The sequence below is a fragment of the Sporosarcina aquimarina genome (assembly GCF_023715615.1).
GTDB classification, from domain to species: Bacteria; Bacillota; Bacilli; order Bacillales_A; family Planococcaceae; genus Sporosarcina; species Sporosarcina aquimarina_A.
On sequence record NZ_JAMBOM010000001.1, the window covers coordinates 828,938 to 854,830 of the forward strand.

A 25,893-nucleotide genomic window follows, 5' to 3' on the forward strand; every position below is an offset into this window, starting at 1 on the left:
TGTGCTATAATAACACAGTTAATCAACTGAATAAAGACAGATGGAGTGAAATGATGACAAACACACGAAATGATCTTAGAAATATAGCTATAATCGCCCACGTTGACCATGGTAAAACAACACTAGTCGACCAGTTATTGAAACAATCCGGTATTTTTCGTTCAAATGAGCACGTAGAAGAGCGCGCAATGGACTCAAACGAGCTTGAGCGTGAGCGTGGAATTACAATTCTTGCGAAGAACACTGCGATCGAATATAAAGACACGAAAATTAATATTTTGGACACGCCAGGACACGCTGACTTCGGTGGAGAAGTTGAACGTATCTTGAAAATGGTAGACGGCGTTGTTTTAGTTGTCGATGCATTTGAAGGGTGTATGCCACAAACTCGTTTTGTTTTGAAAAAAGCGCTTGAAATTAATTTGAAGCCAATTGTAGTAGTTAATAAGATTGACCGCGATTTTGCACGTCCTGAAGAAGTGGTTGATGAAGTCCTTGAACTCTTCATCGAATTAGATGCAAATGACGAACAGCTTGAATTCCCTGTAGTATTCGCTTCAGGATTTAATGGTACTGCAAGCCTTTCACCAGATCCTGCTGATCAAGAAGAGACACTAGAAGTGCTTTATGATGCAATTTTGGATAAAATTCCTGCACCAATCGACAATCGTGAAGAGCCGCTACAATTCCAGGTATCTCTTTTAGATTATAGTGACTATGTAGGTCGTATTGGTATCGGACGCGTATTCCGCGGAACAATGACAGTCGGTCAACAAGTAAGCGTTATGAAACGTGATGGTTCGGTGAAGAACTTCCGTGTTACTAAAATGTACGGTTTCTTAGGATTAAAACGTATTGAAATTCAAGAAGCGCATGCCGGTGACTTGATTGCGATTTCTGGTATGGATGATATCGACGTTGGTGAAACAGTCTGTCCGACAGATCATCAGGAAGCCTTGCCATTGCTTCACGTGGACGAGCCTACATTACAAATGAAGTTCCTTGTGAACAACAGCCCGTTCGCTGGCCGTGAAGGTAAATGGGTCACTTCAAGAAAAATTGAAGAACGTCTTCAACAGCAATTGCAAACTGACGTATCGTTACGTGTAGATCCAACGGAATCACCGGATGCATGGACTGTTTCTGGCCGTGGAGAACTTCACTTGTCGATTTTGATCGAAAACATGCGCCGTGAAGGATTTGAACTTCAAGTTTCAAAACCGGAAGTTATCGTTAAAACGATCGACGGTGTACGTTGTGAACCAGTAGAAAACGTACAAATTGACGTTCCTGAAGAATATACGGGATCTGTCATTGAATCTATGGGTGAGCGTAAAGGTGAAATGCTCGACATGGTTAACAATGGTAATGGACAAGTTCGTATGACTTTCCTAGTTCCAGCTCGTGGATTGATTGGATATTCTACAGACTTCTTAACTCTTACACGCGGTTACGGAATCTTGAACCACACGTTCGATTCTTATAAGCCGATGTCAGCTGGTAAAGTTGGCGGACGTCGTAATGGTGTTCTCGTTTCCATGGAAAACGGAAAAGTTACAGCATACAGCGTGATGCAACTTGAAGATCGTGGAATTATGTTTGTAGAAGCTGGTACGGATATCTATGCTGGGATGGTTGTTGGTGAAAACACTCGTGAAAGTGATATCACTATCAACTTAACACGTGTGAAACACGCGACTAACGTTCGTTCCGCAACAAAGGACCAAACCGTTTCAACTAAAAAGCCTAAAATCATGACTCTTGAAGAAGCACTTCAATATGCTGCAGACGACGAGTACTGTGAAGTAACACCAGAGTCAATTCGTATTCGTAAGAAAATCCTTGATAAGAACGAACGTGAAAAGGCACAAAAAAAGAGCAAATAAGCAGTTATGAAAGGGATGTGTTGAATGAAGGTAGAGGATTCAGAGCTCGTAGCCACTAAGATGTCCGGTATTGCTAAGTTCATATATGAAATGATGCCGAGTTTTTCATCTGCTGGGTACGTATTGTTCGCCCTCGTGTTTTTACTAGCTGCCTTAGTGTACAAACTAGGGTTCGCTAGAAAAATCAAGCCATTGCAAAATCTTGTCATTTATACGTTTTTGTTTATCGGCTGCCTCGTGTTAACGTTCTTGGCATTTTTCCTTCCAATTACGGAAGGGCTGATTGTAGCCGCATTGATTCTGATTATATATAGAGTCCGTAGATTAAATGAACACCAAAAAGATCCAGTCGCATAATGCGGCTGGATCTTTTTTAAAATTCAACTTCAGCTGGATGGGAACTTCGGCGGAAGGTGAATTTTCCTGTTGCTATTCGCGATTTCGTCAACTCACCAATACGATCTCTGCAAGGTTCACACATATATGTATGAATTGGTCGATTGCGTAATTTCTTTGCGAGTGGATCTTCGTCACTTAGTTTACCGATTTCATCACACATTACACATTTAACACGCATCGTTGCACCTCTCTTTAGCTAATGCGAATTGCCGTAACATTACGGATTGGATTATTTCGTGTTGAGCCGTCTTTTAGTAGGACATGAATCGGACCATCTTCTTTCAGTGGTTTACCTTCCAGACTGAACTGAAATAGCAGGTTCGCTGCATCTTCAATGGGGAAACTATGCTCTCCATCTAATGTTTCAAAAGTGATCGTAGTTGCATCCTCTGCCGGAATAGCATTTTTTAAAAATGGCTCAAAAATGATACCGAACGTACCGGTTAACATTTTTTGTTTCTCATATTTCTTTTCAGATTTCAATGTTGGAGGATAGGTAGCGCCTTCCATGATTTCACGGGACCAGTGCTTACCCATTCGTTCTTTATAGTCTTCCATTTCATCGAACTCATCAACCTCAGTGGTGAAGTAGGTTTCTAAATCGAGTCGTCTGTCGTCAAAAATCCAAACAGTTGGATCGAGCGTAATCGTATGTTTCACATTCCCTTTAATCGGTACAATTGTTTCCACAGTAAATCCTCCCAGCTCATTCGTTTCTATATTATAGTATACCGCTATTTGTCCTTAATCGGAAGTTATCTGGCTAGAAGTCGTTGGAACACTACGGGAAATACTTGCAATTTCAGCTTTCTACAGCTACAATTTACTCTATAGCAGCTTGCTGAAATAAGAATAATGGGGGCGTCCTCATGGATATAGAAGTACAGGAAACCTATCAGGAAAAAGCCATAATGCAGCTGCAGGCAGATGCAGACAAAATCGCCCAGCTCATTAAAGTGCAGATGGATCATTTGACGATGCCACAATGTCCGTTATATGAGGAAGTATTGGACACACAAATGTATGGGCTGTCACGCGAAATTGACTTTGCTGTAAAGCTAGGTCTTGTTGAGCGAGAGCGTGGAAAGAACATACTTTCTGCTTTAGAGAAGGAAATGAACATCTTACATGAACTTAGCATAAAAAAATAAACAAAAGACTCAAACTACACACAAGTTTGAGTTTTTTATTTACAGATACGAGGGGTTTTCTTGAAAAGTTATGCAAAGCGAATATTTCGCCATTTCGATTTTCCATTGTTTTTTACATATCTAGTACTTTGTCTTTTTGGGCTCGTCATGATTTACAGTTCCAGTATGGTATGGGCTGTGAATCGATATGGCTGGGAGCCTGATAAGTTTTTTAACCAGCAGCTTATTAGTGTGATTATCGCACTTTTGGCATTTTTCTTTACAGCTTTTCTACCATATAAACTATACCGTAAAAAGTATTTTATGGTAGTGACTGTCGCAGTCATGTTGATATTGTTGTTTCTTGTTCATTTCATTGGGTTTGGTGGAGAAGTAGGCTCACAATCCTGGATTAATCTTCCGGTAGGGAGTATACAACCTTCTGAACTTGCAAAGATTGTGATGATTATATATTTTGCAGGTGTGTTTGCAAACAAGTACGAGGCTGGAACAATTAACAGTATAAATACAGCAATCGTACCGCCGGTCATTATATTAGGTTTTGCAGTTGCGTCCGTTATGATGGAAACGGATATCGGGGCGACCTTTATTATTATTGCAACATCAATATGTGTGATGGCGACTAGTGGCATCAACGTCAAGACATTTTGGAAGTTAAGTTTGTTTGTTGCAGCAATTCTGGTTTTGGTAGGAATTGTTTTGTTTTTCTCATGGGATTCTGTCATGACAGGGAGTCGTATGGGTCGTTTTACAGCCTATCGCGATCCATTCCAATACATCCAAGGTTCTGGACTCCAAATTGTTAATGGTTATATTGCCATCGGTGCGGGAGGTCTATTTGGACTTGGACTAGGAAACTCGGTTCAAAAAATGGGGTATTTACCTGAACCACATACCGATTTCATCATGGCGATTATCGCTGAGGAACTTGGTATCTTTGGGACAATCATTGTAATCGGAGGATTAGGATTTTTAGTAGTGCGTGCTTTTTGGATTGCGTTAACTACTAAAGATCCCCATGCTAGAATGCTTGCTTCAGGTGTTGGTGCCATCATTGGTATTCAAACATTCATCAATCTCGGTGGGGTGACAGGGCTCATTCCATTGACGGGTGTCACACTTCCCTTTATTAGTTATGGCGGAACTTCGATTATTCTGTTATCTTTAGCTTTAGGAATATTGATGAATGTTTCAATGTTCACTAGATATGAGAAAAATAAATAGAAAAGGGCGTGCCTAACGTGGAAATGAAATCCATTAAAAAGATTCTAGTTGCAAACCGTGGGGAAATTGCAATTCGTATTTTCAGAGCGTGTACTGAACTTCAAATCCCGACAGTAGGTATTTATTCGGCAGAAGACCGAGGATCGTTTCATCGTTACAAAGCAGATGAATCCTATTTGATTGGTGAAGGAAAGAAACCAATTGATGCGTACCTTGACATCGATGGGATTATTGATATCGCTAAACGTTCGGGTGCTAATGCCGTGCATCCAGGTTACGGCTTTTTAGCAGAAAACGAAGAGTTTGCTGCACGTCTTGAAAAAGAAGGAATCATTTTTATTGGACCGACTTCTCGTCATCTTGAGATGTTTGGCGATAAAGTGAAAGCGCGTTCACAAGCAATACAAGCAGGGATCCCTGTCATTCCAGGTACAGATGGACCCGTTCAATCGATTGAAGAAGTGGAGGCGTTTGGGACGTCTCATGGTTATCCGATTATCATCAAAGCATCACTTGGTGGTGGTGGGCGCGGGATGCGTATTGTGGAGCATGCCGATGAAGTTCAAGAATCTTATAACCGTGCGAAATCTGAAGCGAAGTCAGCATTCGGATCCGATGAAGTATACGTTGAAAAACTGATTAGAGAACCAAAACATATTGAAGTGCAGATCTTAGGTGACACTCACGGCAATATCGTGCATCTGTATGAACGGGATTGTTCAGTACAGCGTCGCCACCAAAAGTTAGTGGAAATTGCACCTTCCATTTCGTTGTCTGATGAGATAAGACAAGCCATTTGTGATTCAGCGGTTAAACTCATGTCAAATGTAAACTACATAAATGCGGGGACAGTTGAATTTTTAGTCGCAGATAATGAGTTTTACTTTATTGAAGTCAACCCACGTATTCAAGTTGAACATACGATTTCGGAAATGGTGACAGGCATAGATATCGTCCATACACAAATTTTTATTGCAGATGGAGAGAATATTCATACGCGACAGTCGGCTGTTCCACAACAAGAGGATATTCCTTTGTTTGGATATGCGATACAAGCACGGGTAACAACTGAAGACCCTTTAAACGATTTCATGCCCGATACTGGAAAATTATCCGTTTACCGATCAGGTGGAGGTTTTGGTGTCCGTCTTGATGCGGGGAATGGATTCCAAGGGGCAGTTATTACACCTTACTATGATTCGTTGCTTGTAAAAGTTTCAACTTGGGGAATGACGTTTAGGGAAGCTGCGTCCAAAATGGATAGGAATTTACAAGAGTTCCGTATTCGTGGGATTAAGACCAATATTCCATTCCTTGCAAATGTTGTCCGACATGAAAGCTTCCTTACAGGAGATTACACAACGAATTTTATAGATGCAGCTCCAGAATTATTTGAATTCCCAGTCAGAAAAGACCGGGGAACGAAAGTGTTAAATTATTTAGGAACCATTACTGTCAATGGATTCCCAGGAATTGGACGGCAATCAAAACCTGTATTTGCGGTTCCACGCAAACCTGAAGTTGATATTGCGATTCCACCCAGACAAGGAACCAAACAAATTCTGGATGAAAGAGGACCAGAAGGGTTAGCGAAATGGGTCAAAGAACAGGAAGATGTGTTGCTGACAGACACCACATTCCGTGATGCTCACCAGTCATTACTTGCAACACGTGTCCGGACAGCAGATATGACAAATATAGCTGCAGAATCTGCTCGTCTGATGCCCGATCTATTTTCATTTGAAATGTGGGGCGGTGCGACGTTTGACGTTTCATATCGTTTCTTAAAAGAAGATCCATGGGAGCGTCTTGCAGTGCTTCGCAAGCAAATCCCGAACGTATTGTTCCAAATGTTATTTAGAGGGGCAAATGCAGTTGGCTACAAGAACTATCCGGATAATGTGATCAGGGAATTTGTTAAAGAGTCCGCAGCGGCAGGTATTGACGTATTCCGTATTTTCGATAGTTTGAACTGGATCAAGGGAATGGAAGTAGCAATCGATGCAGTACGTCAAGAAGGTAAAGTAGCGGAAGCCGCTCTTTGTTACACAGGGGACGTACTAGATCCAATGAGAACTAAATATACGATTGCTTACTATAAAGAAATGGCGAAAGAGCTTGAAAATGCGGGAGCCCATATTTTGTCCTTGAAAGATATGGCGGGTTTGTTGAAGCCTGAAGCGGCATATCAACTTATTTCTGAATTGAAAGCAACCGTCGATATCCCGATTCACTTACATTCTCATGATACGAGTGGTAACGGAATCGCTATGTATACACGCGCTATTGAAGCAGGTGTTGATATTGTCGATACCGCACTGGGTGCGATGTCTGGATTGACATCACAACCTTCAGCTAACTCGCTTTACTACGCGTTACAGAATGGTGGCCGTGGAGTCCGTGCAGATGTTAAAGCACTTGAAGAGTTATCCTTCTACTGGGAGGATGTCCGTGAGTATTACGCTCACTTTGAAAGCGGCATGATCAGCCCACATTCAGAAGTGTACGTCCATGAAATGCCGGGTGGCCAATACTCCAATTTACAGCAACAAGCGAAGGGTGTCGGACTCGGTAATCGTTGGAAAGAAGTTAAAGAAATGTTCTCCCGCGTGAATATGTTGTTCGGGGATATTGTAAAAGTGACACCTTCCTCCAAAGTTGTTGGAGATATGGCGTTGTTCATGGTCCAAAATGATTTGGATGAAGATGCGGTACTGGCTAGAGGAAACTCCATTGACTTCCCTGAGTCTGTCATTGAGTTTTTTGAAGGGTACATTGGTCAGCCTTATGGCGGTTTCCCAGAGGAGCTGCAAAAGGTTGTATTAAAAGGTCGCAAACCGTTAACTGTGCGTCCGGGGGAACTACTAGAGCCTGTTGATTTTGAACAAGTTATTGAAAAACTCGATGGGGAACTAGAGAAACCAGCAACCATACATGATGCATTAGCGTATTCGTTGTATCCGAAAGTATTTGAAGAGTATTTGGCGATGTATAAAGACTTTGGTAACCTATCTGTTATTCAAACTCCTGAATTCCTCTATGGTATGAGATTAGGAGAGGAGATTGAGGTCGAGATTGAAGTAGGGAAGACGCTTATAGTTAAGCTCGTTTCCATTGGTGAACCTCAAGCTGACGGAACTCGTGTCGTTTACTTTGAGTTGAACGGACAGCCACGTGAAGTGATTATTCAAGATGTGAGTGTTGAAACAGATTCTGCGAAGAAGCAAAAAGCCGATCCTGGAAATGATGCCCATATTGCTGCAACGATGCCTGGTACGGTTCTGCAGCTCGCGGTTGAGAAAGGGGACCGTGTCCGTAGAGGTCAACACTTGTTGATCACGGAAGCGATGAAGATGGAGACAACGATTCAAACGCCATATGACGGTATCGTAAAAGAAATTCATGTCACCCCAGGCGAAGCGATTTCAACGGGAGATTTGCTGATTGAACTCGAGCATTAATAGGGGAAGTGCTTGTTAAGTGATTACTAGTTGAATTCTGGTACTAGGTGAGAATGAGCGCATGCAATGATTGGTGTGCTCATAAAACTGGGAAATAGTTATTTAGGAAGTGAAGTGCTTTTAACACTCCCAAAGTGATCATAAAAGCAGGAAAGTGCTCATAACCCGTGAAAAGTGATCATAAAAGCAGGAAAGTGCTCATAACCCGTGAAAAGTGATCATAAAAGCTGAGAAGTGCTCGTAACCCGTGAAAAGTGATCATAAAAGCTGAGAAGTGCTCATAACCCGTGAAAAGTGATCATAAAAGCTGAAAAGTGCTCATAACCCGTGAAAAGTGATCATAAAAGCTGAGAAGTGCTCATAACCCGCGAGAAGTGATCATAAAAGCTGAAAAGTGCTCATAAATCCTGAAAAGTAAACATAACCCATGAGAAAATGTACACTTTATAACCTAATTAACCAATCATTCACTCTCCAATTAAATAGAAATCACAAAAACAGCCACTCGGGAAACTCGAGTGGCTGTTTTTTCATTATTTTTGAATTCGTACTCTAGATAGTAACAAGATCATGTAAGTAAGTAATCCGAATAATAGTGTTACAAATAAGGAATGAAGCAATGCGATTGTAAGATTTAACCGGGTGAAGATGGATAGCATACCGGTCGTTGCTTGCGCCAGAACAAGTAATAATGCAATTGACCAGCCCCATACCAAGACTTTTTGGTTACGATAGTTCCGCCAAACAAGGAAGGCAATATACACAAGCCAGATGACAATCAGTGCAGCAGCAGTTCGATGTCCCATTTGTACCCATTCATTTAAATTGGAAGGGAGCTCAAACTGATCATTTCTGCAAAGTGGCCAATCTGCACAAGCGAGACTAGATTCAGTGTGACGAACAAGTGCACCCGTATAAATGACGATATACGAGTAAACGGTAACTCCGATTGTATGGAATTTCAATTTGGATCCAACTTGAATTTTGTCGGCATCAAACTTTTTATCCACCTCAAATATGAGAAGGGTGAGAAGCAAGACTGCCGCAAAAGAAATCAATGAAATTCCGAAATGTAAAGCAAGTATAAAATCCCCTTGTCCCCATTTTACCTGTGCGGCCCCAATGAGTGCTTGTAAAATGAGGAAAAATAAGGCCATAACCGAAAGGAATTTAGTTTCGCGAACATGTCCAATTGCTTTCCATGACCATACAGATAAAATTACTATTAAAATTCCGACAGCACCAGTAACGAGACGATGAGAAAACTCAATGAGTACTTCTGCGGTAATTTCGTCCGGAATTAGTTGTCCATTACAGCCAGGCCAATGTCTTCCGCAACCCATACCGCTGTCTGTTTTCGTAACGAGCGCGCCGCCGAGCATAATGAGCAGCATCCCGATTGTCGCAGCTACCGCAAACCATTTTAAGTAGTTGTATCGTTTCAAACAAAGACACCTTCTTTTGTAAAATGTCGACCGTTGAAAAGGTCTCTAGTTTTTAATGATAGAGAATAGAACCTTAAAACACAATGCCGGAAACGAAGAAGGCACAAATAGGTTCTGTTTTTCACAAAATGTTCATAAAAAAGACCTGATAACTTCACAAATGGGTAGATGGAATGATTTACTATAGAGTGTGCACTGTATAATTCCTCGAGAGTTTGTGCAATTCTATACAAATTGCGATTTTGTATAGAAATTGTGAAGGATTTTCGATATAGTTAAGTACAGCGGTCATTTTTAATAGGCTTTGAAAGGGGGAGTAACATGTCAAATAGTCGTACGACTGCTGCAGAGAGGGTACCGGAAACTGTAATTGCACCAACATTCATGAAGGATTTTTTAGCACTTATTAAAATTGGAATTGTAAATTCTAACCTGATTACTGCATTTACAGGTCTCTTCTTAGCGTTCCAGTTTGCGAACATCAGCTTTGTACATAGACTGGACCTTATGATTGCTACGCTATTCGGAACTGCCCTGATCATAGCCGGTTCAGCAGCGCTTAATAACTTGATCGATCGTGATATCGATCCGATTATGAAGAGGACAAGAACTAGACCAACAGTAACTGGGCGATTTAAGGCCCCTGCAGTGCTCGCCATGGCGTTGGGCTTTGTAGCTATCGGAGAGATATTGCTGTTTTCTGCAAATTCTACTACTGGGCTTCTTGGACTCGCTGGAGTATTCAGTTACGTGGTTCTCTATTCTATGTGGTCAAAACGCCGTCACGTATCCAATACGATTGTCGGAAGTTTGTCTGGTGCTATTCCACCACTAATTGGTTGGGCAGCAGTGGAACCGTCACTTGGACTTGGAGCTTGGTCTCTGTTTCTAATTATGTTTGTCTGGCAGCCACCTCATTTTTACGCGCTTGCTATGAAGAAAACAGATGACTACGGAGCAGCCGGGATTCCGATGTTACCTGTTGTAAAAGGGTTTGCCCGCACAAAAAAATCAATGCTTGCATGGGTCGTGCTGTTGTTTCCTTTGCCATTTATGCTAACTGAGCTAGGAACTGCGTTTTTAGTTCTTGCCACATTGTTGAATGTAGGTTGGTTATTACTCGCACTAAAAGGATTCCGTGTAAAAGATGATTTAAAGTGGGCGACGTCCATGTTCATCTACTCGCTGAATTATATGACAATTCTTTTTGTCTCGATGATTATCTTTTCGATTTTCATCTAAATGTATGGAATTCTTTCTTTGACAGGAATTCATTATAGAGAGGTCTACACTCCTCGATGGAAGAAAACACTATTAGAAAGAGAGGGATTATGAAGCGATGATGAAAGGACTCAAAAAATGGCGTCTCTTTTCCTTATTAGCGGTTCTGACTGTATTTTTAGCAGGATGTGGCCAAGAGGAATTATCCACGCTTCTACCAGCTGGTCAGGTAGGTAAAGATCAGTTTAAACTACTGATGCTTGCTTCAGGAATCATGCTGTTCGTCATTCTTGTTGTAGTCGCAATTTATGTAGTAGCACTGATTCGTTTCAGACGTTCGAAACTAGGTGAGGATTTCATACCTGAACAAGTTGAAGGTAGTCATAAATTGGAGCTTGTTTGGACTATTATTCCAATTATCCTCATTATCATTCTTGCAGTTCCTACCGTATATTACACTTACAAACTTGGGGACGTAAAAGCAATGGAAGAAGTTACTGATGATGGTAAAGCTAAACACCTTGTTGTAGATGTAACCGCTAAGCTCTACTGGTGGGAATTCGAATACCCTGATCTTGGTATTGTGACAGCTCAAGAGCTCGTAGTACCAACAAAGGAAAAAATCTACTTTAACTTGAAAGCAGCCGATGTGAAGCACTCCTTCTGGATTCCAGCAATCGGTGGGAAAATGGATACAAACGTTGAGAACTTGAATAAGTTCTATCTGACATTCGACAAAGAATCAGAAGGTCTTAAAGATGGCGTATTCTATGGTAAATGTGCTGAGCTATGCGGGCCGTCTCACTCACTGATGGATTTCAAAGTAAAAACTTTACCACGTGATGAGTTCAACGCATGGGCGAAAAACATGAAAGCAACTGAGGATGGAAACTCTGTAGCAAACGCAGCAGGTGAAGAAGTCTTTAAACAAAGCTGTATCGGTTGTCACGCGACTTCTGGTGCTGGTGAAGGTGGATCTCAAGGTCCAAACCTAGCATCTTTCGGTGACCGTAACCGCGTAGCTGGTTTCTTAAAACATAATGAAGAAGACTTGAAAAAATGGATTAAAAATCCACAAAAAGTTAAACCAGGCAACACAATGCCTTCTTTTGAAAATCAGCTATCTGAACAGGAATTGGATGACTTAACTGAGTACTTGCTTGGCTTATCTGTTGAGCAGTAATACGTAACGCGATATTGAAGAGGAGGTAAAACAACGTGAGTTCTGTTGCTCAAAAAAGAGGATTCGGCGCAGCGCTTTGGGATTGGATGACAACCGTCGACCATAAGAAAATCGGAATTCTTTACCTCATTGGCGGCGGTTTCTTCTTCGTCGTCGGCGGTATTGAAGCGATGATTATTCGTCTCCAGCTGTTAAAGCCGAACAATGACCTTGTAAGTGCAGGTCTTTTTAATGATTTAATCACAATGCATGGTACTACGATGATTTTCCTGGCCGCCATGCCGATACTATTTGGTTTTATGAACTATATCATGCCACTCCAAATTGGAGCACGTGACGTTGCATTCCCATTCATTAACTCACTTGGATTCTGGATGTTCTTCTTGGGAGGCGTGTTCTTAAACGTTTCTTGGTTTTTCGGACAGGTTCCTGATGCTGGATGGACTTCATATGCATCACTTTCACTCGCATCAACTGGACATGGTATTGACTTTTATGCGATAGGACTTCAAATCGCAGGTGGAGGTACGCTGATGGGCGGGATTAACTTCCTTGTAACCATCATTAATATGCGTGCACCAGGTATGACGTATATGAGGATGCCATTGTTCACATGGACGACGTTTGTCGCTTCAGCAATGATCCTATTCGCATTCCCACCACTTACTGTAGGATTGTTCTTCTTGACATTCGATCGAATGTTCGATGCGAACTTCTTCGACCATCAGATGGGTGGAAACACAATTATCTGGGAGCATATTTTCTGGATTTTCGGTCACCCTGAAGTATATATCCTGATCTTGCCGGCATTCGGTATTTTCTCTGAAATCTTTTCGATTTTCTCTCGTAAACGTCTCTTCGGGTATCCGGCGATGGTATTTGCGACAGTATTGATTGGTTTCTTAGGATTCATGGTATGGGCTCACCACATGTTTACAGTAGGTCTTGGGCCAACAGCTAACGCAATTTTCGCAGTTGCGACGATGGCGATTGCTGTACCAACTGGTGTTAAAATCTTTAACTGGTTGCTTACAATTTGGGGCGGAAGTATTTCCGTTACAACTCCAATGTTGTATGCACTTGGTTTCATCCCATCGTTCGTAATGGGTGGTGTTACTGGGGTTATGCAGGGTGCTGCACCTCTTGACTATCAGTTACACGATAGTTATTTCATTGTTGCTCACTTCCACTACGTAATTGTCGGTGGGGTTGTACTTGCAATCTTAGCTGGAGTACACCTTTACTGGCCTAAGATGTTTGGAACAATGCTCAGTGAAACACTTGGTAAAATCACATTTGTATTCTTCTTTGTCGGATTCCACTGTACATTCCTTATCCAGCACTGGCTTGGATTCTGGGGAATGCCACGTCGAGTTTGGACATATATGGATGGACAAGGCTGGAATACAGCAAACTTGATTAGTTCTATCGGTGCGCTTCTCATGGCAATCGGTGTCATTGTCATGGTAATCAATATCATCATGACCACTGTTAAAAACGTGCGTGTTGGAAACGATCCATGGGGCGATGGACGTACGCTTGAATGGGCAATTCCGTCACCGCCACCGTTCTATAACTTTACTCAAACTCCACTCGTACGTGGACTTGATACTGTTTGGATTGAAAAGCAGGAAGGGAACGCAACTGGGCTAACATTTGCTGAACCCGTAACTGATATCCATATGCCACATGGTTCAATCATTCCATTCTTCATGTCAGTCGGTTTGTTCATCGCTGGATTTGGTGCGATGTTCCATCAAGAAACTTCTTGGGGACTTCCATTGCTCATCTTCGGTCTTGCTTGGACGTTCGTGGCAATGGCAATGCGTTCATTGAAAGATGACCTAGGCTATCATGTAACGAAAGAAGAAATTCAGCGTGACATTACCAATGCTAGCAAAGGGGGTCAAAACTGATGGATTTGAATAAAAAATTCACTCCGGAAACTTGGCCGGAACACCCTGAGCGTGCAACGCTTGAAGGAAAAAATAAGTTTGTTGGCTTCTGGCTCTTCCTTGGTGGCGAAACCATTCTATTCGCAACGTTGTTTGCTACTTATATGGCGTTGAAAAACAAGGGACCGAGCGGTTTCGGATTTTCAACACAAGAGTTGTACCAGCTTCCATTAGTGTTTGTCATGACCTTGTTGCTTTTAACTTCTTCACTTACAAGTGTGTATGCTATGCACCATATGAAGAACTATAACTTCAAGAAAATGCAACTTTGGTTAGCAATTACTGCATTCCTAGGACTTTGTTTCCTTGGACTGGAAGTATATGAGTTTAATCACTACGTACATGAAGGATTTACGTTTGGAAACAGTGCATTCAGTTCATCGTTCTTTACACTTGTAGGAACACACGGTTTCCACGTTGCAGTCGGACTCGTGTGGATAACACTGTTGCTCTTCCGAAATGCAAAACGTGGCTTGAACCTGTATAATGCATCTAAGTACTACACTTTCTCACTTTACTGGCACTTCATTGACGTCGTATGGGTATTCATCTTTACGGTAGTTTACTTGATGGGAGTGATCGGATAACATGGCAGAAGTAGAAATGTACAAGAGAACCCCTATTGAACAGGATCTATTTGTCCGTCGTTCTAAGGAAACAATGCGTGGTCAAGTTATGATGTTCTCACTCATGATCTTCATGACACTTGTCTCGTTTACATTCGTCGTGGCTTACCAGCAGGGAGTAGAAGGATTTACGAAGTATTTAGTAATTCCAGTTCTTTTCCTCTTTGCAGCGGTTCAAGTTGGACTACAGCTTTACTATTTCATGCACATGAAAGACAAAGGACATGGAGTTCCTCAAATGTTCATGTTCACAGGAGTCGTGTTTGCGTTCCTAATTCCACTGACTTTCGTTACGATTGTTTGGTGGTAAGCCTTACAACACCTCTGTCTTTGGCCAATTGCCAAGGCCAGAGGTTTTCTTATTTTTATGGATGTCAAAGAACGTTCATTGTTTTACATAAAAGAACCGCCTATAATAAGAACAGAACTTATAAAAGGAGCTGGGACACTTGTCGTTAAGTATTTTTGGCTTCCGCGCTTTATGGAGTCCGTATTTTTTCTTATTTCTCGTCCTTGTGACGGTCCTGTACTTTTTACTGACAAAAAAGTGGAGATCTCGATTTGACGGTAATGAGGAAGTTACAAAAAGGCAGATCACAATTTTCTTATCTGCAATTGTACTGTTGTATATTGTAAAAGGTTCACCAATGGATTTAATGGGACATATATTGTTTTCTGTCCATATGTCACAAATGGCACTTTTACTCCTGGTCATTGCACCGTTATTTATCGTCGGGATTCCGAACTTTTTATGGAAAAAAGTTTTTAGTTACCCGAAACTTGCGAGCATTATTCGCTTTTTCACAAAGCCAATTATTAGCTTGATTGTCTTTACAATTATGTTTTCTTTAAATCACTACCCATTAGTTTTGGATACCATAAAACTTAGTTTACCTTTGCATACTGCATTTACGTTAACTCTTTTCTTATCGGCTTTGTTCTTGTGGTGGCCGATATTTAATACCTTACCGGGCGAGTCACAGTTACATGGTTTGAAGAAGATCGGTTATGTCATATTAAGTGCGATTCTGTTAACACCTGCTTGCTCGTTGATTATCTTTGCGGACGTACCTGTTTACGAAACGTACAGTAGTGGTGAAGCTTGGTTACAAGCTATGGCCTTATGTGTTCCTGCAGGTACGCTATCAGGTTTGACGATTTCTGGTCCCGAGTTATTTACAAGTATGCCAACTCTTTATGATCAGCAACTTGGTGGCATTATCATGAAAGTCATTCAAGAATTATTGTATGTGTTCATCATTGGTAAAATCTTTATTACTTGGTATCGAGATGAACAAGATAACGCTGATGAAATTACCCGCCAAGATTTGATCAACCGAAAGAAATTATCAGTTCATGGCTGAGAGTTACATCTGAATAGAAATGGAGAACCTTTATGAACTTGCCTTTTCTGCCGACATTGAGCACATTGCTCATAATAATTTCTGGCGTCTTAGTGGTGATTGGATGGAAGTTAATCCGCAAAAAACGGAAGCAAGCACACAAAAATGTGATGATTGCAGCATCTATTTCAGCACTTCTGTTTTTAGTAATTTACTTATCCCGTACAATTATCATTGGGAACACCTCTTTTGGTGGCCCAGACAACATTAAAATCTATTACACGGTGTTTTTGATATTCCATATTTGTTTGGCTACGACTGGAGCGGTTCTGGGCGTTCTATCGCTCATCTCAGGTTTTAAGAACAACTTACCAAAGCACCGGCGTCTTGGCCCTGTAACGAGCACTGTGTGGGTCTTTGCAGCCTTGACTGGTGTTGTTGTCTATTTGCTCCTCTATGTGTTTTACAAAGGCGGAGAGACGACTTCAATGATCAAAGCAATTCTTGGATTTTAACGTAAAACACGCATGCCCCTCTAATTGGGACATGCGTGTTTTTGTATGGGTTGCATTCCAGCTAAATTCTAAAATTCAGCTTTATAATACCTGCTTCGATTGCAGTAGTAAAAAGAATGACGACCATTGGGCCGATAAAGAATCCAAGTACCCCAAATAATTTTAAGCCGATAAACATCCCGATCAGAGTAGGTAGAGGGGATAAACCGATTTGAGAACCCATCACTTTTGGTTCCACAGTTCTCCGTATAATTAGTAGTACTGCAGCTAATATTGCGAGTTTTGTGCCCATCGCAACGTCTCCACTTACGTATTCATAAAGGGACCATGGCGCAAGAATGATAATGGAACCTAGAATAGGAATTACGTCGATAACCCAGATGATAATCGCCATAATGACTGCGTATTTTGGAACGATTAACAACAATCCGACGAATGCAACTGCTAAAATTATGAAACTGACGAGCAATTGTGCTTTCATAAATCCAATGACCGTTGCATTTAGTTTAGTAGTCATATAACGTACTTTTTCTGCTGTACGGTCCGTTAGTAGATTAAACGCACTTTGTTTTAGTTGAGGGAGTTCAAGCATAAACAAGAACAAAGCAATCAGGAAGACGATGAAACTCACGAGGAAATTCGGGATTTCTGAAGCGAGTGCAATGATCTTTTCATAGCTCAACAGTTCAAGAAGGGAATCTTTGAAGGAAGTGAGCGCAGCAGTCAATTGTTCTTGTGTGGCTTTGACGATGTCTGAAGGCATTCCTGAAGTATATTTAAATACTTTCTCCTGCATATCGATCCAGACGCCGGATAACGAGTTTAAATAGTCCGGTGCATCTTTTGTGAATTGAATAATCCTACCGATTAATGATGTTACGGAATAATAGATTCCAACCGCAACTAGCAAAACAACAAAGATAAACACGGAAATAACCGATAATTTTCGTTTCCATTTGAATTTACGCTCTACTAACTTGACAAGCGGATCAATAATCAGCGCTGTCAGTAGGGCTAATATTAATGGTATGGAAACCGGGAGAATGAAGAATAGTGCAGCAGCTGCAACAAGTGCAGTTACTAAAATAAGCAAAGTTCGTTTTGTTAACCTTTTTGACACCCGGCATTCCTCCAAATCGTGTATTATTTCTATTATAGCCAAAAGAAAAGAAAATGGATATGAAAAACCGGAGAACATTTTATTCTCCGGTGGATAATTATTTTTGTAAGTTAAATGCTTGCAAATCTTTAACTAGGCCAGCCAATGTTTTTTTGCAATCATTTACAACGAATGATGGATAGAACTCGTCATCTCCGTATTCAACGCCGTGTGGATAGTAATGTTTACCGAGCTGAGGAGTGATGAATTCAATAACTGCCTCATTTTTACCAATGTCACCATTCGGAGTGAGTCCATAGACGCGTAAATAATATACTCCTTCGCTCACTGTATACTTTTTGTCGAATGTGACACGTTCGTAGTCCCATTGTCCAGCGAGAACTAAATCATATCTTTTAGCAATTTCTTCAAGATCGATTAGGCTAACAGCCAGCTCTTCAATACCTGTGTTTACAAAATCCATTGATTAGCTTCCTCCTTATGCAACATTCAATCGATTGCTATTCGTCTATAATCATAGAACAAAAGGAAGTTGGTTGCAATGGCAACATTGTGTCTTGAAGCTTATTTTGGAGAACGAGAGAAAAATGGATGACTTATTCATCTAATGTTGATTACAATAAGATAGAAAGTTATGTGTGGGGTAACTGTAAGAAGGGGTGGGGAATTGAAACGATTATGGAAAGTGCTTGTGTTATTCCTGATTGCACTTCTGGCTTTTTACTTTTGGGATGATGGAATTAGGGAAAACGAGCCGTTGGAGTCACCTGTTCAGCCTGGAACTGCGATTAGCGGGGAGAGCACTTTCGAACAGCAAGGCGATAGCAGTGCAAAACGACCCGAAAAAGGAATTTCGACAGTGGTTGGGCAATCTTCAAAAGAATTGACGAAACTGTTTGGAGAACCAGATCGAAAGGATCTTTCCGTATTTGGATTCGAATGGTGGATTTATAATGCAAACCCCATGATTATGGCAGGAGTCGCAGATGGTAAAGTGAATCAGGTTTATAGTGCCGATCGTGAAGCAGATGTCTATCCGTATGTAAATGGGCAAAACAGTCAGGACATCTATCGAAGCACAATCATTGAGTCAGAACTGGAAGTGGTTGTGGGGGACAATCAGTATACATTTGTGCTAAATGGGGACGACGTTAAAAACAAAATGCTTATTCAATCCGAAGGTCTTTTCACTCAACTTTATATAGACGAAACCGGTGAAGAGTTAGAAGGTGTACGGTTTATTGACCCGATGACTCTTGTTATGCAGCAACCTTATGATCTTTTCTATAAAGGGGAGCTTATGGAAGTGAAGAAACCGTCATCAGAAGATCAGATGGCTGTTGATAGGGCTCTTGAACGTCAAATACTCGATATCACTAACATTTACCGGGCAAATCATAATGTCGACAAATTGAAGCGTGATTACCAACTCCAACTGGTTGCGCGCGAGCATAGTAAAGAAATGGCATTACAAAACTATTTCTCTCAAGACTCACCTACATCTGGTACTCTTGCCAATCGGCTGAAACTTGCGGAAATAGACGTTAAAAAAGCAGGAGAAAATATAGCATTGAATTATACGGATGCGATTGAAGCGGTTCATGGTTGGTTGAATTCTCCTGCTCACCAAGAGGTCTTGTTGGATAAGAACTTTACACATATTGGTACGGGGGTATATGGAAATTATTATACACAAAATTTAATACAAGAAGTTGAGAAACCAACACGAGAATAGGGTATTTAAGATGAGTGTGGAACTATCCACGTACCCTCTTCAGCTACAGCAATTCCTCTAATACTGAGAGGAATCGCTGTTTTTTTTGCGTGAAGGGCTGCTCGTTTTTGAATAATCGGTCTTGCGCAGTCTAATAGAGGAAGGAATTCATCAATTGTCAGTGAATCGAATTTTTTAGCATCAGGATAAATATGAGGGTCTGCCGACATTACACCGGGGACATCTTTAAAAAACTCGACATGGCAGGCATTCAGACTACTGCCGAGAGCAATTGCAGTCAAATCACTCCCACCTCTACCTAATGTCATATAATCTCCAGATGCATTCATCCCTTGAAATCCAGGAACGATTAAACAGTTATGTTCTTGAAAGGTTTGTTCGATATAGCTTGTCTCGATTGTTTCTATTGTTGCGTTACCGAAGGAGCCAACGGTTCTTATGCCTGAGTTCACACTATGCATAACCCTGTTAGGGGTTCCTGCTTCTTCTAATTCTGCGCTTAGGATAGCGGATGCAAGCAGTTCCCCGCATGCTGCAGCTAGGTCCCAGGATGCTGTAGAGGGTTTTAAGGAGGGTGTAATGCTCAGGAGCCTGTCTGTTGAATATGGGCTTTCTTGCCGTCCAATCGCAGACACGACAACGATGACCTTTTCATTTAATTTTAGACCTTCTTGAATTCGTTCAATACATAAACGGCGCATCGCACGATCTTTCATCGCTGCGCCACCAAACTTTTGGATGATCATCTCTTCTCCCAACTTTCTTCGTGACATTTACCCGAAACATTTCATACGCTGTGGTAGGTTCACTCTTACTATATTCCCTGAAAGTAAAAACGTTCGGGAAGGAGAAGCTAATTTGTATCTGATCGAATTATTAAAAGATTGGCCGTGTACGATTCGCGGGAACTGGAGGGACGTCACCATTGAGTCAGTTACAGAGCATCCGGAACGTATTACGAAAGGGTGTTTGTTTATTGCTAGAAAAGGAGCTAAACATGATGGAATCGAGTCGATTGAAGAAGCACTTGAGAAAGGAGTCGCAGCGATTGTCATAGACCGAACAGTATCGGAACGTAAGATTTCCGAATGGAGTCAACGAGGCGTAGCCGTTGTGACAGTGCCAGACTGTAAGCGGTTCCTCTCTTATAGTAGTGCACAATTGTCTGGAGTACCTGCAGATGATTTGACGATAATTGCAGTCACAGGTACAAATGGAAAAACTACTGTGACCCATTTCATCGGCCAGTTGCTCGCCCGATTTGGTATTAAGACGGCTGTAATTGGAACAACAGGTTGTTATATAGACGGGGAAAAGCTAGATGAAGAGATTCCCCCTCTTACAACGCCTACTGCAGAATATTTACATCCCTTGTTAAGGAAATGCAGAGATCGAGGTGTTACCCATGTTGCACTAGAGGCATCTTCCCTAGGATTAGAAAAAGAGAGACTCGCTCATTGCAGAGTATCAGTAGGGGTCTTTTTGAATATTGGTACAGATCACTTTGAAGAGCATGGGGGGCGTGAAAATTATATCGCTGCGAAAAAAAAGCTGTGTTCGTTGTCTGAACAACTCGTAGTAAATTGTGAAGATAGCGAATGTATGGCTATTGTTAGAGATGTCGAGTTGCCAATACACTTGTTTGGAAGAAATGTCGCAGGGGGGTATATGCCATCGGAAGAGTTAATAGGAACGTTGCCTCCTGGAGAGCATAATCGGTTAAACGCAATGGCTGCTGCATCTGTTGTGAAGTTATTAGGATTTCCTGAGAGGGAGATTTTTTCATCATTTCGTCTCTTAAAATTACCCGTAGGTCGAATGCAGCTTGTGGAGCATGAAGGAAGGCGGGTGTTCATCGATTATGCACATACGCCGGATGCGTTATCCGCTGCATTGCAAGCGGTAGCAAGTTTGGAACCAAGAAAGCTCATTTGTGTATTCGGATGTGGTGGAGATCGAGACAAAGAGAAGAGACCTATTATGGGAAAAATCGCTGAAAATTGTTGTGACACCATTGTACTCACATCTGACAATCCTCGAAGCGAGCATCCATTAGAAATTGTTCAAAATATTTTAAAGGGAATGAACGATCCCTCGGTAATCCAAGTAGTAATGGATAGAAAACGTGCAATTCACCAAGCAATTGCTTCAAGCAAGCCGAATGATATTGTGCTTATTGCTGGAAAAGGTCATGAAACATCACAATACATTGCTGGTAAGGAAATCAGGATGTCTGATATTTCAGAAGCGATGACAGCTCTTCATCAGTTAGAATCACTTCAAGAATGAACAAGTGATGCGTTTGCTCCCTCAATTTGGTATAATGGGGAAGAATGGAGGGAATTCACTTATGATGATGACCGACGAATGGCTTGCCATCATCGAACAAACTGACGAATTGGCCGAGATGATTTTGACATCGGACGTACTTTTCGAATACCGCTCCTCTCATCAAGCAGTTTACAGTGATCCGGATTTAGTCAAGCAAATCCGTGACTTTTCTGAGATGAAAGACCGTTATGAAGAGGTGCAGCGCTTCGGAAGATACCATCCGGATTATAATAGAGTTATGAAATCGATACGACTCGATAAACGAGCGTTAGATATGAATGAGAAGGTTGCAGCCTTGCGACTGGCAGAGAATGATGTCCAATATATGTTGGATGAAATTAGTGTAGCTATTGCCCATTCTGTTTCAGAATCCGTAAAATTGCCAAGTGACAATACATTTGTAACCGATTCCTCATGCGGGGGGAGTTGTGGCACGGGTGGAGGTTGCTCGTGCTCTGCTTAAGAATAGAACACTAAAAAGCGGATGGCTAATAACAGCCATCCGCTTTTTAGTGTTCAAGTAACATATCTAATTGTGCCATTGTCGCCTCAGGAGAATTCGTAATGAATCCCGAAATGCCTGCTTGCGCCAGCTTAATGATGTCATCGGTCTCGTATTTTTCTACATAAACACTGATGTTTAGTTTGTTTAAAAATTGGATGAATCCCTCACTTGCTGGCTGAAATGGTCCGATCTTACCAGCTAGTACAAAAAAATCAGTACGAGGATGATAGAGGTGTCCGAAGCGGCTTGTATATGCTGCATAAGCTTGCTTCAGTTCGGTCACGCCAGCTCCTACTGCAGCCATATGTTGTGTGTACAAGTTGAAACGATCTACTTGTTCATCATAATGACTGATGACAGCGACTTGTTCTTGCGCTTCACATTCTTCAAGCAGTTTCCATAACTTCGAAGGCATCAGACTTCCTTCATAGGTATCTGGAGAATCGGCAATACGAATGATGAAAAGAAGATGTGGGTAACGAGTCAACATCTCTTTAAGCAAGCAATGAGGAGGATCCGGATGCTGATTAGTTACGAGAATAATCTCTTCATGGGCTGTAAGTTTTACATCCAAAGCAAATCCGTGAACTCCAAGAGAAGCAGCCTCAGCAGCTTGTTGCTCAATAGCTGTGACGTCAGTTAACTGTTGAATGACAACAGGACCTTCAAAGTGTAACGCTTTTTTTCCTGGTCTTGCGTTCGGACGAATGATTGCTTTTGAAGCGGCCCAGGCTGCTGCGCCTGCTGCACCGACAGATAGGGCAACTTTCGTTTTTCTTCCCATGTCAAATTCCTCCTTGTTTTGAAGCTGTTACATTCATTATAAAACAAATCGGACGAACTGTCAGTAAAGTCTGGTTGCGGCTTTTTTCAAACCTATGGTATTGTAAGGGGAAGAAAAGAGGGATACTATTGGTTGATCGTCAAGGAGTTATTATTTATCTCCATCATCTGAAACAGGCGAAATCGTTCCGTAAATACGGACACGTTCACTATATATCACGACGCATGAAGTATGTTGTCCTCTATTGCAGTCAAGACGACGTCGAGGACGTCATTCGTAAAGTTGAGAAGCTCTCGTCGGTAAAGAAAGCAATTCCTTCCTATAGACCGTTTGTGAGCACGGAATACGAGAATGTACGTCCTGACAAAGCCAAGGAATACGATTACAAAACAGGTTTATAAGATTAGTCGAGTGGCGGCAATAAGTGGTTAAGCCGTAAAACTCCAGTTACATAGTGGTAAAATAACTTTGTTTCTGGAAATTCAGAGGAATGTTTAAGGTCTACTGGAACCGGCTTGCTGCCGACAGATGCAGCGGCTTCTTCAAACATGAGTTGTCGTTTAGAAACGTTTCCTTCGTTAGATGGAATTCCTTCGCGGCAAATATAAATTGGATAAAAGCCACCTTCACCAGCAGGCGTGAAAGAAGCAGCTAAAGAAATGGAAGGTTTACCATCTTTTGTGGCTGTTTTGAATAGAAAGGTTCTTTCAAGTCTGTTTGCGTTTGTAGTCATTAGTTCGCACAATTCAAAAATATCCGAGTACCCTTCACCTAGTTCGATGAATCGTTGTTGTCGCATATGTGATACACACACCTTTCAAAAAGAATCTTTTCCATCATAGCATGCTAATGGATTCTTTGCAGATTGGGGCGAAGGGGATAAATAAGGGAGTTACAAAATGAGAGTCATCGCTGGAACAAGAAGGGGAATCCCTTTAAAATCGATTACGGGCACGGATACACGACCGACATCTGACAAAGTAAAAGAAGCGTTGTTTAGTAAAATCGGACCCTTTTTCGATGGAGGCATTGCGGTAGAATTGTTCGGAGGAAGTGGTTCGCTTACTTTGGAAGCGCTCTCGCGTGGAGCGGACAGCGCTTGGGTTTTTGAGAAGAATCCTAAAGCATGCGCGATCATTAAAGCGAATGCAGAGAAATGCAAGTTTATTGACGAACTTCATATTGTTCGAGGGGATGCTAGATCGGCAGGCAGTAAATTTGCTAAAGAAGGCATTCAAGCAGATTTATTATTTTTGGATCCACCCTATGCAAAAGTAGAATTTTACGATCTCGCATTAGAGTTTGTTGAACAGGATTTGTTGTCAAAACATGCAATTATTGTTTGTGAACACGAAAAACAACTTACTCTTCCACCTTCATACGGTGCGTTTGCAGCGGTAGGGACTACTGTGTATGGCGGAAGTGCAATCACTATTTACAAGAAATGAGGGTCTATCATGTCTAGAGTGGCAGTGGTGCCAGGAAGTTTTGATCCGCTGACGAATGGTCATCTTGATATTATTAAGCGGGCAGTAAAAATTTTCGATGAAGTCCACGTTGTGGTCATGAACAATTCATCTAAAAATCCGCTTTTCACGGTTGAGGAACGTCAACAGCTAATTGCACAGGCAACAGCAGAGTATCCGTCTGTGAAGATCGACTCTTCCTCAGGATTGCTTATTGACTATGCTAAAAGTATTAAGGCAATTGCGATTGTTAGAGGATTACGTGCGGTATCGGATTTTGAGTATGAAATGCAAATTACATCGATGAACCGCTTTTTGGATGAAGACATTGAGACATTTTTTGTCATGACAAAGAATCAGTACTCTTTCCTCAGTTCTAGTATTGTGAAGGAAGTAGCGAAGTATGGCGGAGACGTCTCGGCATTAGTTCCAGAGACGGTCAATCAGGCATTAAAGAAAGTGTATACATAACATAAGCAAACAAAGGGTACGGCAGTTGCCGTACCCTTTGTTTTTTGTGCAACTCGTTTATTGAATTTGCTTATAGCTGCAGGTGAACTCTTTTGTTTGAAGTGAATTTCAACACGGGATTACAAAGGTTGTTGGTCAAAGAAGTATATAAAGAATCACAGGGACTGCTAGGACACTCCAGATACGACCAATTACATAAGGTTTAAGTGACAGTTCGGCTGAACGCGCAATAACGAATACTTGCATGTGAATACTAAGGCCATTGATCGAGAGAATGGCGGCGATTAAATACGGAAAGATGGGGGAACCATAAAAATGCTGAGTGGCGGATTGGACACCCGATGTCATTTCAAAGAAGGAAAGTACAACTGTTTTCACAATCCCCATCTCCACTGATGCAGCTGCTTGGATAACAGTGGTCAGTACGTTGCCGAGTGAAGAAAAGAACACGACGGTTGTTGCGACTAAAATGATAATAGACGAGCTCTCTTTAAAGGCATCTAATAGAGGTGCTGAACTTGGTGCTGAGGTTGGTGCGTTTTTTGTCGTCTCCTGATGAGAACGTCGTGATGCCATTAACAAAAGTACGAACAGGAAGAACAAAATGTTGGCTACATGGATTGCGAAGAGCAATTTCCATCCTGACATTGAATTCCCAAAAAGTTCGAGACCAACATATCCAACAATGAACATTGGACCAGGTGCGTGACAAGCTGCTAGAAGAAGGCTGCTTTCGTAAGAAGTAAGCTGCCCGTTTCGTTTCATTTCACTTACTGTAACCGCTCCGACTGGAAATCCTCCAAATGAGCCAAGAGTGTAGGCTTTCAAGTAGCGCATCCAAGGAGGAGAAGAATTTTTGGAAGCGGGTAATTTTAAGAGCCATTGGGTTAGAATGATATAAGGAAGTAAATAGGGAAGCAATGCTTGCACAAATAATTTTACGCCTGTTTCTGCGCCGTCATGTGCAATCCCCGGTTGTAAAATGAATAAGACAATGAGCGCCCAAATCATAATGACGTTAATCATGCTTCGCTTGCAAGTATTGGTAGCTTTGTTTGCACGCTTGCGGCTC

At 41.6% G+C, this 25,893-nt stretch carries 27 protein-coding genes; 18 read left to right on the forward strand and 9 right to left on the reverse strand.

The window, feature by feature from the left end; genetic code table 11:
• Positions 1-53 precede the first annotated feature (53 nt).
• Both typA and M3197_RS03750 read left to right on the forward strand, forming a co-directional pair.
• The gene (gene typA / locus M3197_RS03745; RefSeq protein WP_251658685.1) at positions 54-1,886 is read left to right on the forward strand and encodes a translational GTPase TypA; all 1,833 of its coding nucleotides are present in this window, start codon (positions 54-56) and stop codon (positions 1,884-1,886) included.
• Between the two features lie 24 nt (positions 1,887-1,910).
• The gene (locus tag M3197_RS03750; RefSeq protein WP_251658688.1) at positions 1,911-2,243 is read left to right on the forward strand and encodes a YlaH-like family protein; all 333 of its coding nucleotides are present in this window, start codon (positions 1,911-1,913) and stop codon (positions 2,241-2,243) included.
• Between the two features lie 16 nt (positions 2,244-2,259).
• On the opposite strand, the gene M3197_RS03755 is transcribed toward M3197_RS03750, so the two are convergent.
• Together M3197_RS03755 and M3197_RS03760 are read right to left on the reverse strand one after the other, a co-directional pair.
• Positions 2,260-2,463, reverse strand: a complete 204-nt coding sequence (locus M3197_RS03755) for a YlaI family protein (RefSeq protein ID WP_251658690.1) — start codon at positions 2,461-2,463, stop codon at positions 2,260-2,262.
• Positions 2,464-2,477: 14 nt separating this feature from the next.
• Entirely contained in the window at positions 2,478-2,975 is a 498-nt protein-coding gene (locus tag M3197_RS03760; RefSeq protein ID WP_251658692.1) for a peptidyl-prolyl cis-trans isomerase, read from the reverse strand.
• A 179-nt stretch (positions 2,976-3,154) separates the two neighbouring features.
• On the opposite strand from M3197_RS03760, the gene M3197_RS03765 reads away from it, so the two are divergent.
• Genes M3197_RS03765 through pyc form a run of 3 tightly spaced genes read left to right on the forward strand, consistent with a single transcriptional unit; the run spans position 3,155 to position 8,121 of the window.
• Positions 3,155-3,436, forward strand: a complete 282-nt coding sequence (locus tag M3197_RS03765; RefSeq protein WP_251658694.1) for an Fpa/YlaN family protein — start codon at positions 3,155-3,157, stop codon at positions 3,434-3,436.
• Between the two features lie 60 nt (positions 3,437-3,496).
• Positions 3,497-4,660, forward strand: a complete 1,164-nt coding sequence (locus M3197_RS03770) for an FtsW/RodA/SpoVE family cell cycle protein (RefSeq protein WP_251658696.1) — start codon at positions 3,497-3,499, stop codon at positions 4,658-4,660.
• A 23-nt stretch (positions 4,661-4,683) separates the two neighbouring features.
• Positions 4,684-8,121: a pyruvate carboxylase gene (gene pyc, locus M3197_RS03775; RefSeq protein ID WP_251660077.1), complete on the forward strand. Its 3,438-nt coding sequence runs from the start codon at positions 4,684-4,686 to the stop codon at positions 8,119-8,121.
• A gap of 533 nt (positions 8,122-8,654) precedes the next feature.
• Here pyc and M3197_RS03780 read toward each other — a convergent pair.
• Positions 8,655-9,566: a COX15/CtaA family protein gene (locus M3197_RS03780; RefSeq protein ID WP_285851071.1), complete on the reverse strand. Its 912-nt coding sequence runs from the start codon at positions 9,564-9,566 to the stop codon at positions 8,655-8,657.
• A gap of 321 nt (positions 9,567-9,887) precedes the next feature.
• Here M3197_RS03780 and cyoE point away from each other — a divergent pair, with 321 nt between their 5' ends.
• The 7 genes from cyoE to M3197_RS03815 all read left to right on the forward strand — a co-directional run bounded on the left by cyoE (position 9,888) and on the right by M3197_RS03815 (position 16,409).
• On the forward strand, positions 9,888-10,808 hold the full coding sequence (gene cyoE / locus M3197_RS03785; RefSeq protein ID WP_251658698.1) for a heme o synthase: 921 nt from the start codon (positions 9,888-9,890) through the stop codon (positions 10,806-10,808).
• Between the two features lie 97 nt (positions 10,809-10,905).
• The gene (coxB, locus tag M3197_RS03790) at positions 10,906-11,970 is read left to right on the forward strand and encodes a cytochrome c oxidase subunit II (protein ID WP_251658700.1); all 1,065 of its coding nucleotides are present in this window, start codon (positions 10,906-10,908) and stop codon (positions 11,968-11,970) included.
• 35 nt (positions 11,971-12,005) lie between these two features.
• On the forward strand, positions 12,006-13,886 hold the full coding sequence (locus tag M3197_RS03795) for a cytochrome c oxidase subunit I (protein WP_251658702.1): 1,881 nt from the start codon (positions 12,006-12,008) through the stop codon (positions 13,884-13,886).
• On the forward strand, positions 13,886-14,512 hold the full coding sequence (locus M3197_RS03800) for a cytochrome c oxidase subunit 3 (protein ID WP_251658704.1): 627 nt from the start codon (positions 13,886-13,888) through the stop codon (positions 14,510-14,512). Before M3197_RS03795 ends, M3197_RS03800 begins: the two co-directional genes overlap by 1 nt.
• 1 nt (position 14,513) lies before the next feature.
• A complete protein-coding gene (locus tag M3197_RS03805; protein WP_025785194.1) occupies positions 14,514-14,861 on the forward strand; it encodes a cytochrome C oxidase subunit IV family protein in 348 nt (115 codons plus the stop codon).
• Between the two features lie 139 nt (positions 14,862-15,000).
• Positions 15,001-15,915 (forward strand): cytochrome c oxidase assembly factor CtaG, encoded by a 915-nt coding sequence (gene ctaG, locus M3197_RS03810; protein WP_251658706.1) that lies wholly within the window; start codon positions 15,001-15,003, stop codon positions 15,913-15,915.
• A 32-nt stretch (positions 15,916-15,947) separates the two neighbouring features.
• Positions 15,948-16,409 (forward strand): DUF420 domain-containing protein, encoded by a 462-nt coding sequence (locus M3197_RS03815; RefSeq protein WP_251658708.1) that lies wholly within the window; start codon positions 15,948-15,950, stop codon positions 16,407-16,409.
• Positions 16,410-16,470: 61 nt separating this feature from the next.
• On the opposite strand, the gene ytvI is transcribed toward M3197_RS03815, so the two are convergent.
• Both ytvI and M3197_RS03825 read right to left on the reverse strand, forming a co-directional pair.
• Positions 16,471-17,529, reverse strand: a complete 1,059-nt coding sequence (gene ytvI / locus M3197_RS03820; protein WP_251658710.1) for a sporulation integral membrane protein YtvI — start codon at positions 17,527-17,529, stop codon at positions 16,471-16,473.
• Positions 17,530-17,626: 97 nt separating this feature from the next.
• Complete coding sequence (locus M3197_RS03825) at positions 17,627-17,992, reverse strand: YugN family protein (RefSeq protein ID WP_251658712.1); 366 nt, start codon at positions 17,990-17,992, stop codon at positions 17,627-17,629.
• 204 nt (positions 17,993-18,196) lie between these two features.
• Between M3197_RS03825 and M3197_RS03830 the strand changes: the two genes are divergently transcribed.
• Positions 18,197-19,264: a CAP domain-containing protein gene (locus M3197_RS03830; protein ID WP_251658714.1), complete on the forward strand. Its 1,068-nt coding sequence runs from the start codon at positions 18,197-18,199 to the stop codon at positions 19,262-19,264.
• Positions 19,265-19,269: 5 nt separating this feature from the next.
• On the opposite strand, the gene M3197_RS03835 is transcribed toward M3197_RS03830, so the two are convergent.
• Positions 19,270-20,037, reverse strand: a complete 768-nt coding sequence (locus tag M3197_RS03835) for an amino acid kinase family protein (protein ID WP_251658715.1) — start codon at positions 20,035-20,037, stop codon at positions 19,270-19,272.
• Positions 20,038-20,122: 85 nt separating this feature from the next.
• Here M3197_RS03835 and M3197_RS03840 point away from each other — a divergent pair, with 85 nt between their 5' ends.
• Both M3197_RS03840 and M3197_RS03845 read left to right on the forward strand, forming a co-directional pair.
• The gene (locus tag M3197_RS03840; protein ID WP_251658717.1) at positions 20,123-21,553 is read left to right on the forward strand and encodes a Mur ligase family protein; all 1,431 of its coding nucleotides are present in this window, start codon (positions 20,123-20,125) and stop codon (positions 21,551-21,553) included.
• Positions 21,554-21,614: 61 nt separating this feature from the next.
• Complete coding sequence (locus M3197_RS03845) at positions 21,615-22,058, forward strand: YlbF/YmcA family competence regulator (RefSeq protein WP_251660081.1); 444 nt, start codon at positions 21,615-21,617, stop codon at positions 22,056-22,058.
• Positions 22,059-22,104: 46 nt separating this feature from the next.
• On the opposite strand, the gene M3197_RS03850 is transcribed toward M3197_RS03845, so the two are convergent.
• Positions 22,105-22,884 (reverse strand): PI-PLC domain-containing protein, encoded by a 780-nt coding sequence (locus M3197_RS03850; RefSeq protein WP_251658719.1) that lies wholly within the window; start codon positions 22,882-22,884, stop codon positions 22,105-22,107.
• A 128-nt stretch (positions 22,885-23,012) separates the two neighbouring features.
• Here M3197_RS03850 and M3197_RS03855 point away from each other — a divergent pair, with 128 nt between their 5' ends.
• Entirely contained in the window at positions 23,013-23,285 is a 273-nt protein-coding gene (locus M3197_RS03855; RefSeq protein ID WP_025785176.1) for a YlbG family protein, read from the forward strand.
• Positions 23,286-23,287: 2 nt separating this feature from the next.
• Here M3197_RS03855 and M3197_RS03860 read toward each other — a convergent pair whose 3' ends face one another.
• The gene (locus M3197_RS03860) at positions 23,288-23,683 is read right to left on the reverse strand and encodes a DUF7147 family protein (RefSeq protein WP_251658721.1); all 396 of its coding nucleotides are present in this window, start codon (positions 23,681-23,683) and stop codon (positions 23,288-23,290) included.
• Positions 23,684-23,783: 100 nt separating this feature from the next.
• Between M3197_RS03860 and rsmD the strand changes: the two genes are divergently transcribed.
• The gene (rsmD, locus tag M3197_RS03865) at positions 23,784-24,332 is read left to right on the forward strand and encodes a 16S rRNA (guanine(966)-N(2))-methyltransferase RsmD (protein ID WP_251658723.1); all 549 of its coding nucleotides are present in this window, start codon (positions 23,784-23,786) and stop codon (positions 24,330-24,332) included.
• Positions 24,333-24,341: 9 nt separating this feature from the next.
• On the forward strand, positions 24,342-24,821 hold the full coding sequence (gene coaD, locus M3197_RS03870; RefSeq protein ID WP_251658725.1) for a pantetheine-phosphate adenylyltransferase: 480 nt from the start codon (positions 24,342-24,344) through the stop codon (positions 24,819-24,821).
• Positions 24,822-24,956: 135 nt separating this feature from the next.
• Here coaD and M3197_RS03875 read toward each other — a convergent pair whose 3' ends face one another.
• On the reverse strand, positions 24,957-25,847 hold the full coding sequence (locus M3197_RS03875) for a hypothetical protein (RefSeq protein ID WP_251658727.1): 891 nt from the start codon (positions 25,845-25,847) through the stop codon (positions 24,957-24,959).
• Between the last annotated feature and the right edge of the window lie 46 nt (positions 25,848-25,893).

Bases quoted from the DNA above. Each gene is read 5' to 3' on its own strand.
- typA (WP_251658685.1), top strand. From the start codon at position 54: ATGACAAACACACGAAATGATCTTAGAAATATAGCTATAATCGCCCAC.
- M3197_RS03750 (WP_251658688.1), top strand. From the start codon at position 1,911: ATGAAGGTAGAGGATTCAGAGCTCGTAGCCACTAAGATGTCCGGTATT.
- M3197_RS03755 (WP_251658690.1), bottom strand. From the start codon at position 2,463: ATGCGTGTTAAATGTGTAATGTGTGATGAAATCGGTAAACTAAGTGAC.
- M3197_RS03765 (WP_251658694.1), top strand. From the start codon at position 3,155: ATGGATATAGAAGTACAGGAAACCTATCAGGAAAAAGCCATAATGCAG.
- pyc (WP_251660077.1), top strand. From the start codon at position 4,684: ATGAAATCCATTAAAAAGATTCTAGTTGCAAACCGTGGGGAAATTGCA.
- cyoE (WP_251658698.1), top strand. From the start codon at position 9,888: ATGTCAAATAGTCGTACGACTGCTGCAGAGAGGGTACCGGAAACTGTA.
- coxB (WP_251658700.1), top strand. From the start codon at position 10,906: ATGATGAAAGGACTCAAAAAATGGCGTCTCTTTTCCTTATTAGCGGTT.
- M3197_RS03800 (WP_251658704.1), top strand. From the start codon at position 13,886: ATGGATTTGAATAAAAAATTCACTCCGGAAACTTGGCCGGAACACCCT.
- M3197_RS03805 (WP_025785194.1), top strand. From the start codon at position 14,514: ATGGCAGAAGTAGAAATGTACAAGAGAACCCCTATTGAACAGGATCTA.
- M3197_RS03815 (WP_251658708.1), top strand. From the start codon at position 15,948: ATGAACTTGCCTTTTCTGCCGACATTGAGCACATTGCTCATAATAATT.
- M3197_RS03825 (WP_251658712.1), bottom strand. From the start codon at position 17,992: ATGGATTTTGTAAACACAGGTATTGAAGAGCTGGCTGTTAGCCTAATC.
- M3197_RS03835 (WP_251658715.1), bottom strand. From the start codon at position 20,037: ATGTCACGAAGAAAGTTGGGAGAAGAGATGATCATCCAAAAGTTTGGT.
- M3197_RS03845 (WP_251660081.1), top strand. From the start codon at position 21,615: ATGATGATGACCGACGAATGGCTTGCCATCATCGAACAAACTGACGAA.
- M3197_RS03850 (WP_251658719.1), bottom strand. From the start codon at position 22,884: ATGGGAAGAAAAACGAAAGTTGCCCTATCTGTCGGTGCAGCAGGCGCA.
- M3197_RS03860 (WP_251658721.1), bottom strand. From the start codon at position 23,683: ATGCGACAACAACGATTCATCGAACTAGGTGAAGGGTACTCGGATATT.
- rsmD (WP_251658723.1), top strand. From the start codon at position 23,784: ATGAGAGTCATCGCTGGAACAAGAAGGGGAATCCCTTTAAAATCGATT.
- coaD (WP_251658725.1), top strand. From the start codon at position 24,342: ATGTCTAGAGTGGCAGTGGTGCCAGGAAGTTTTGATCCGCTGACGAAT.
- M3197_RS03875 (WP_251658727.1), bottom strand. From the start codon at position 25,847: ATGATTAACGTCATTATGATTTGGGCGCTCATTGTCTTATTCATTTTA.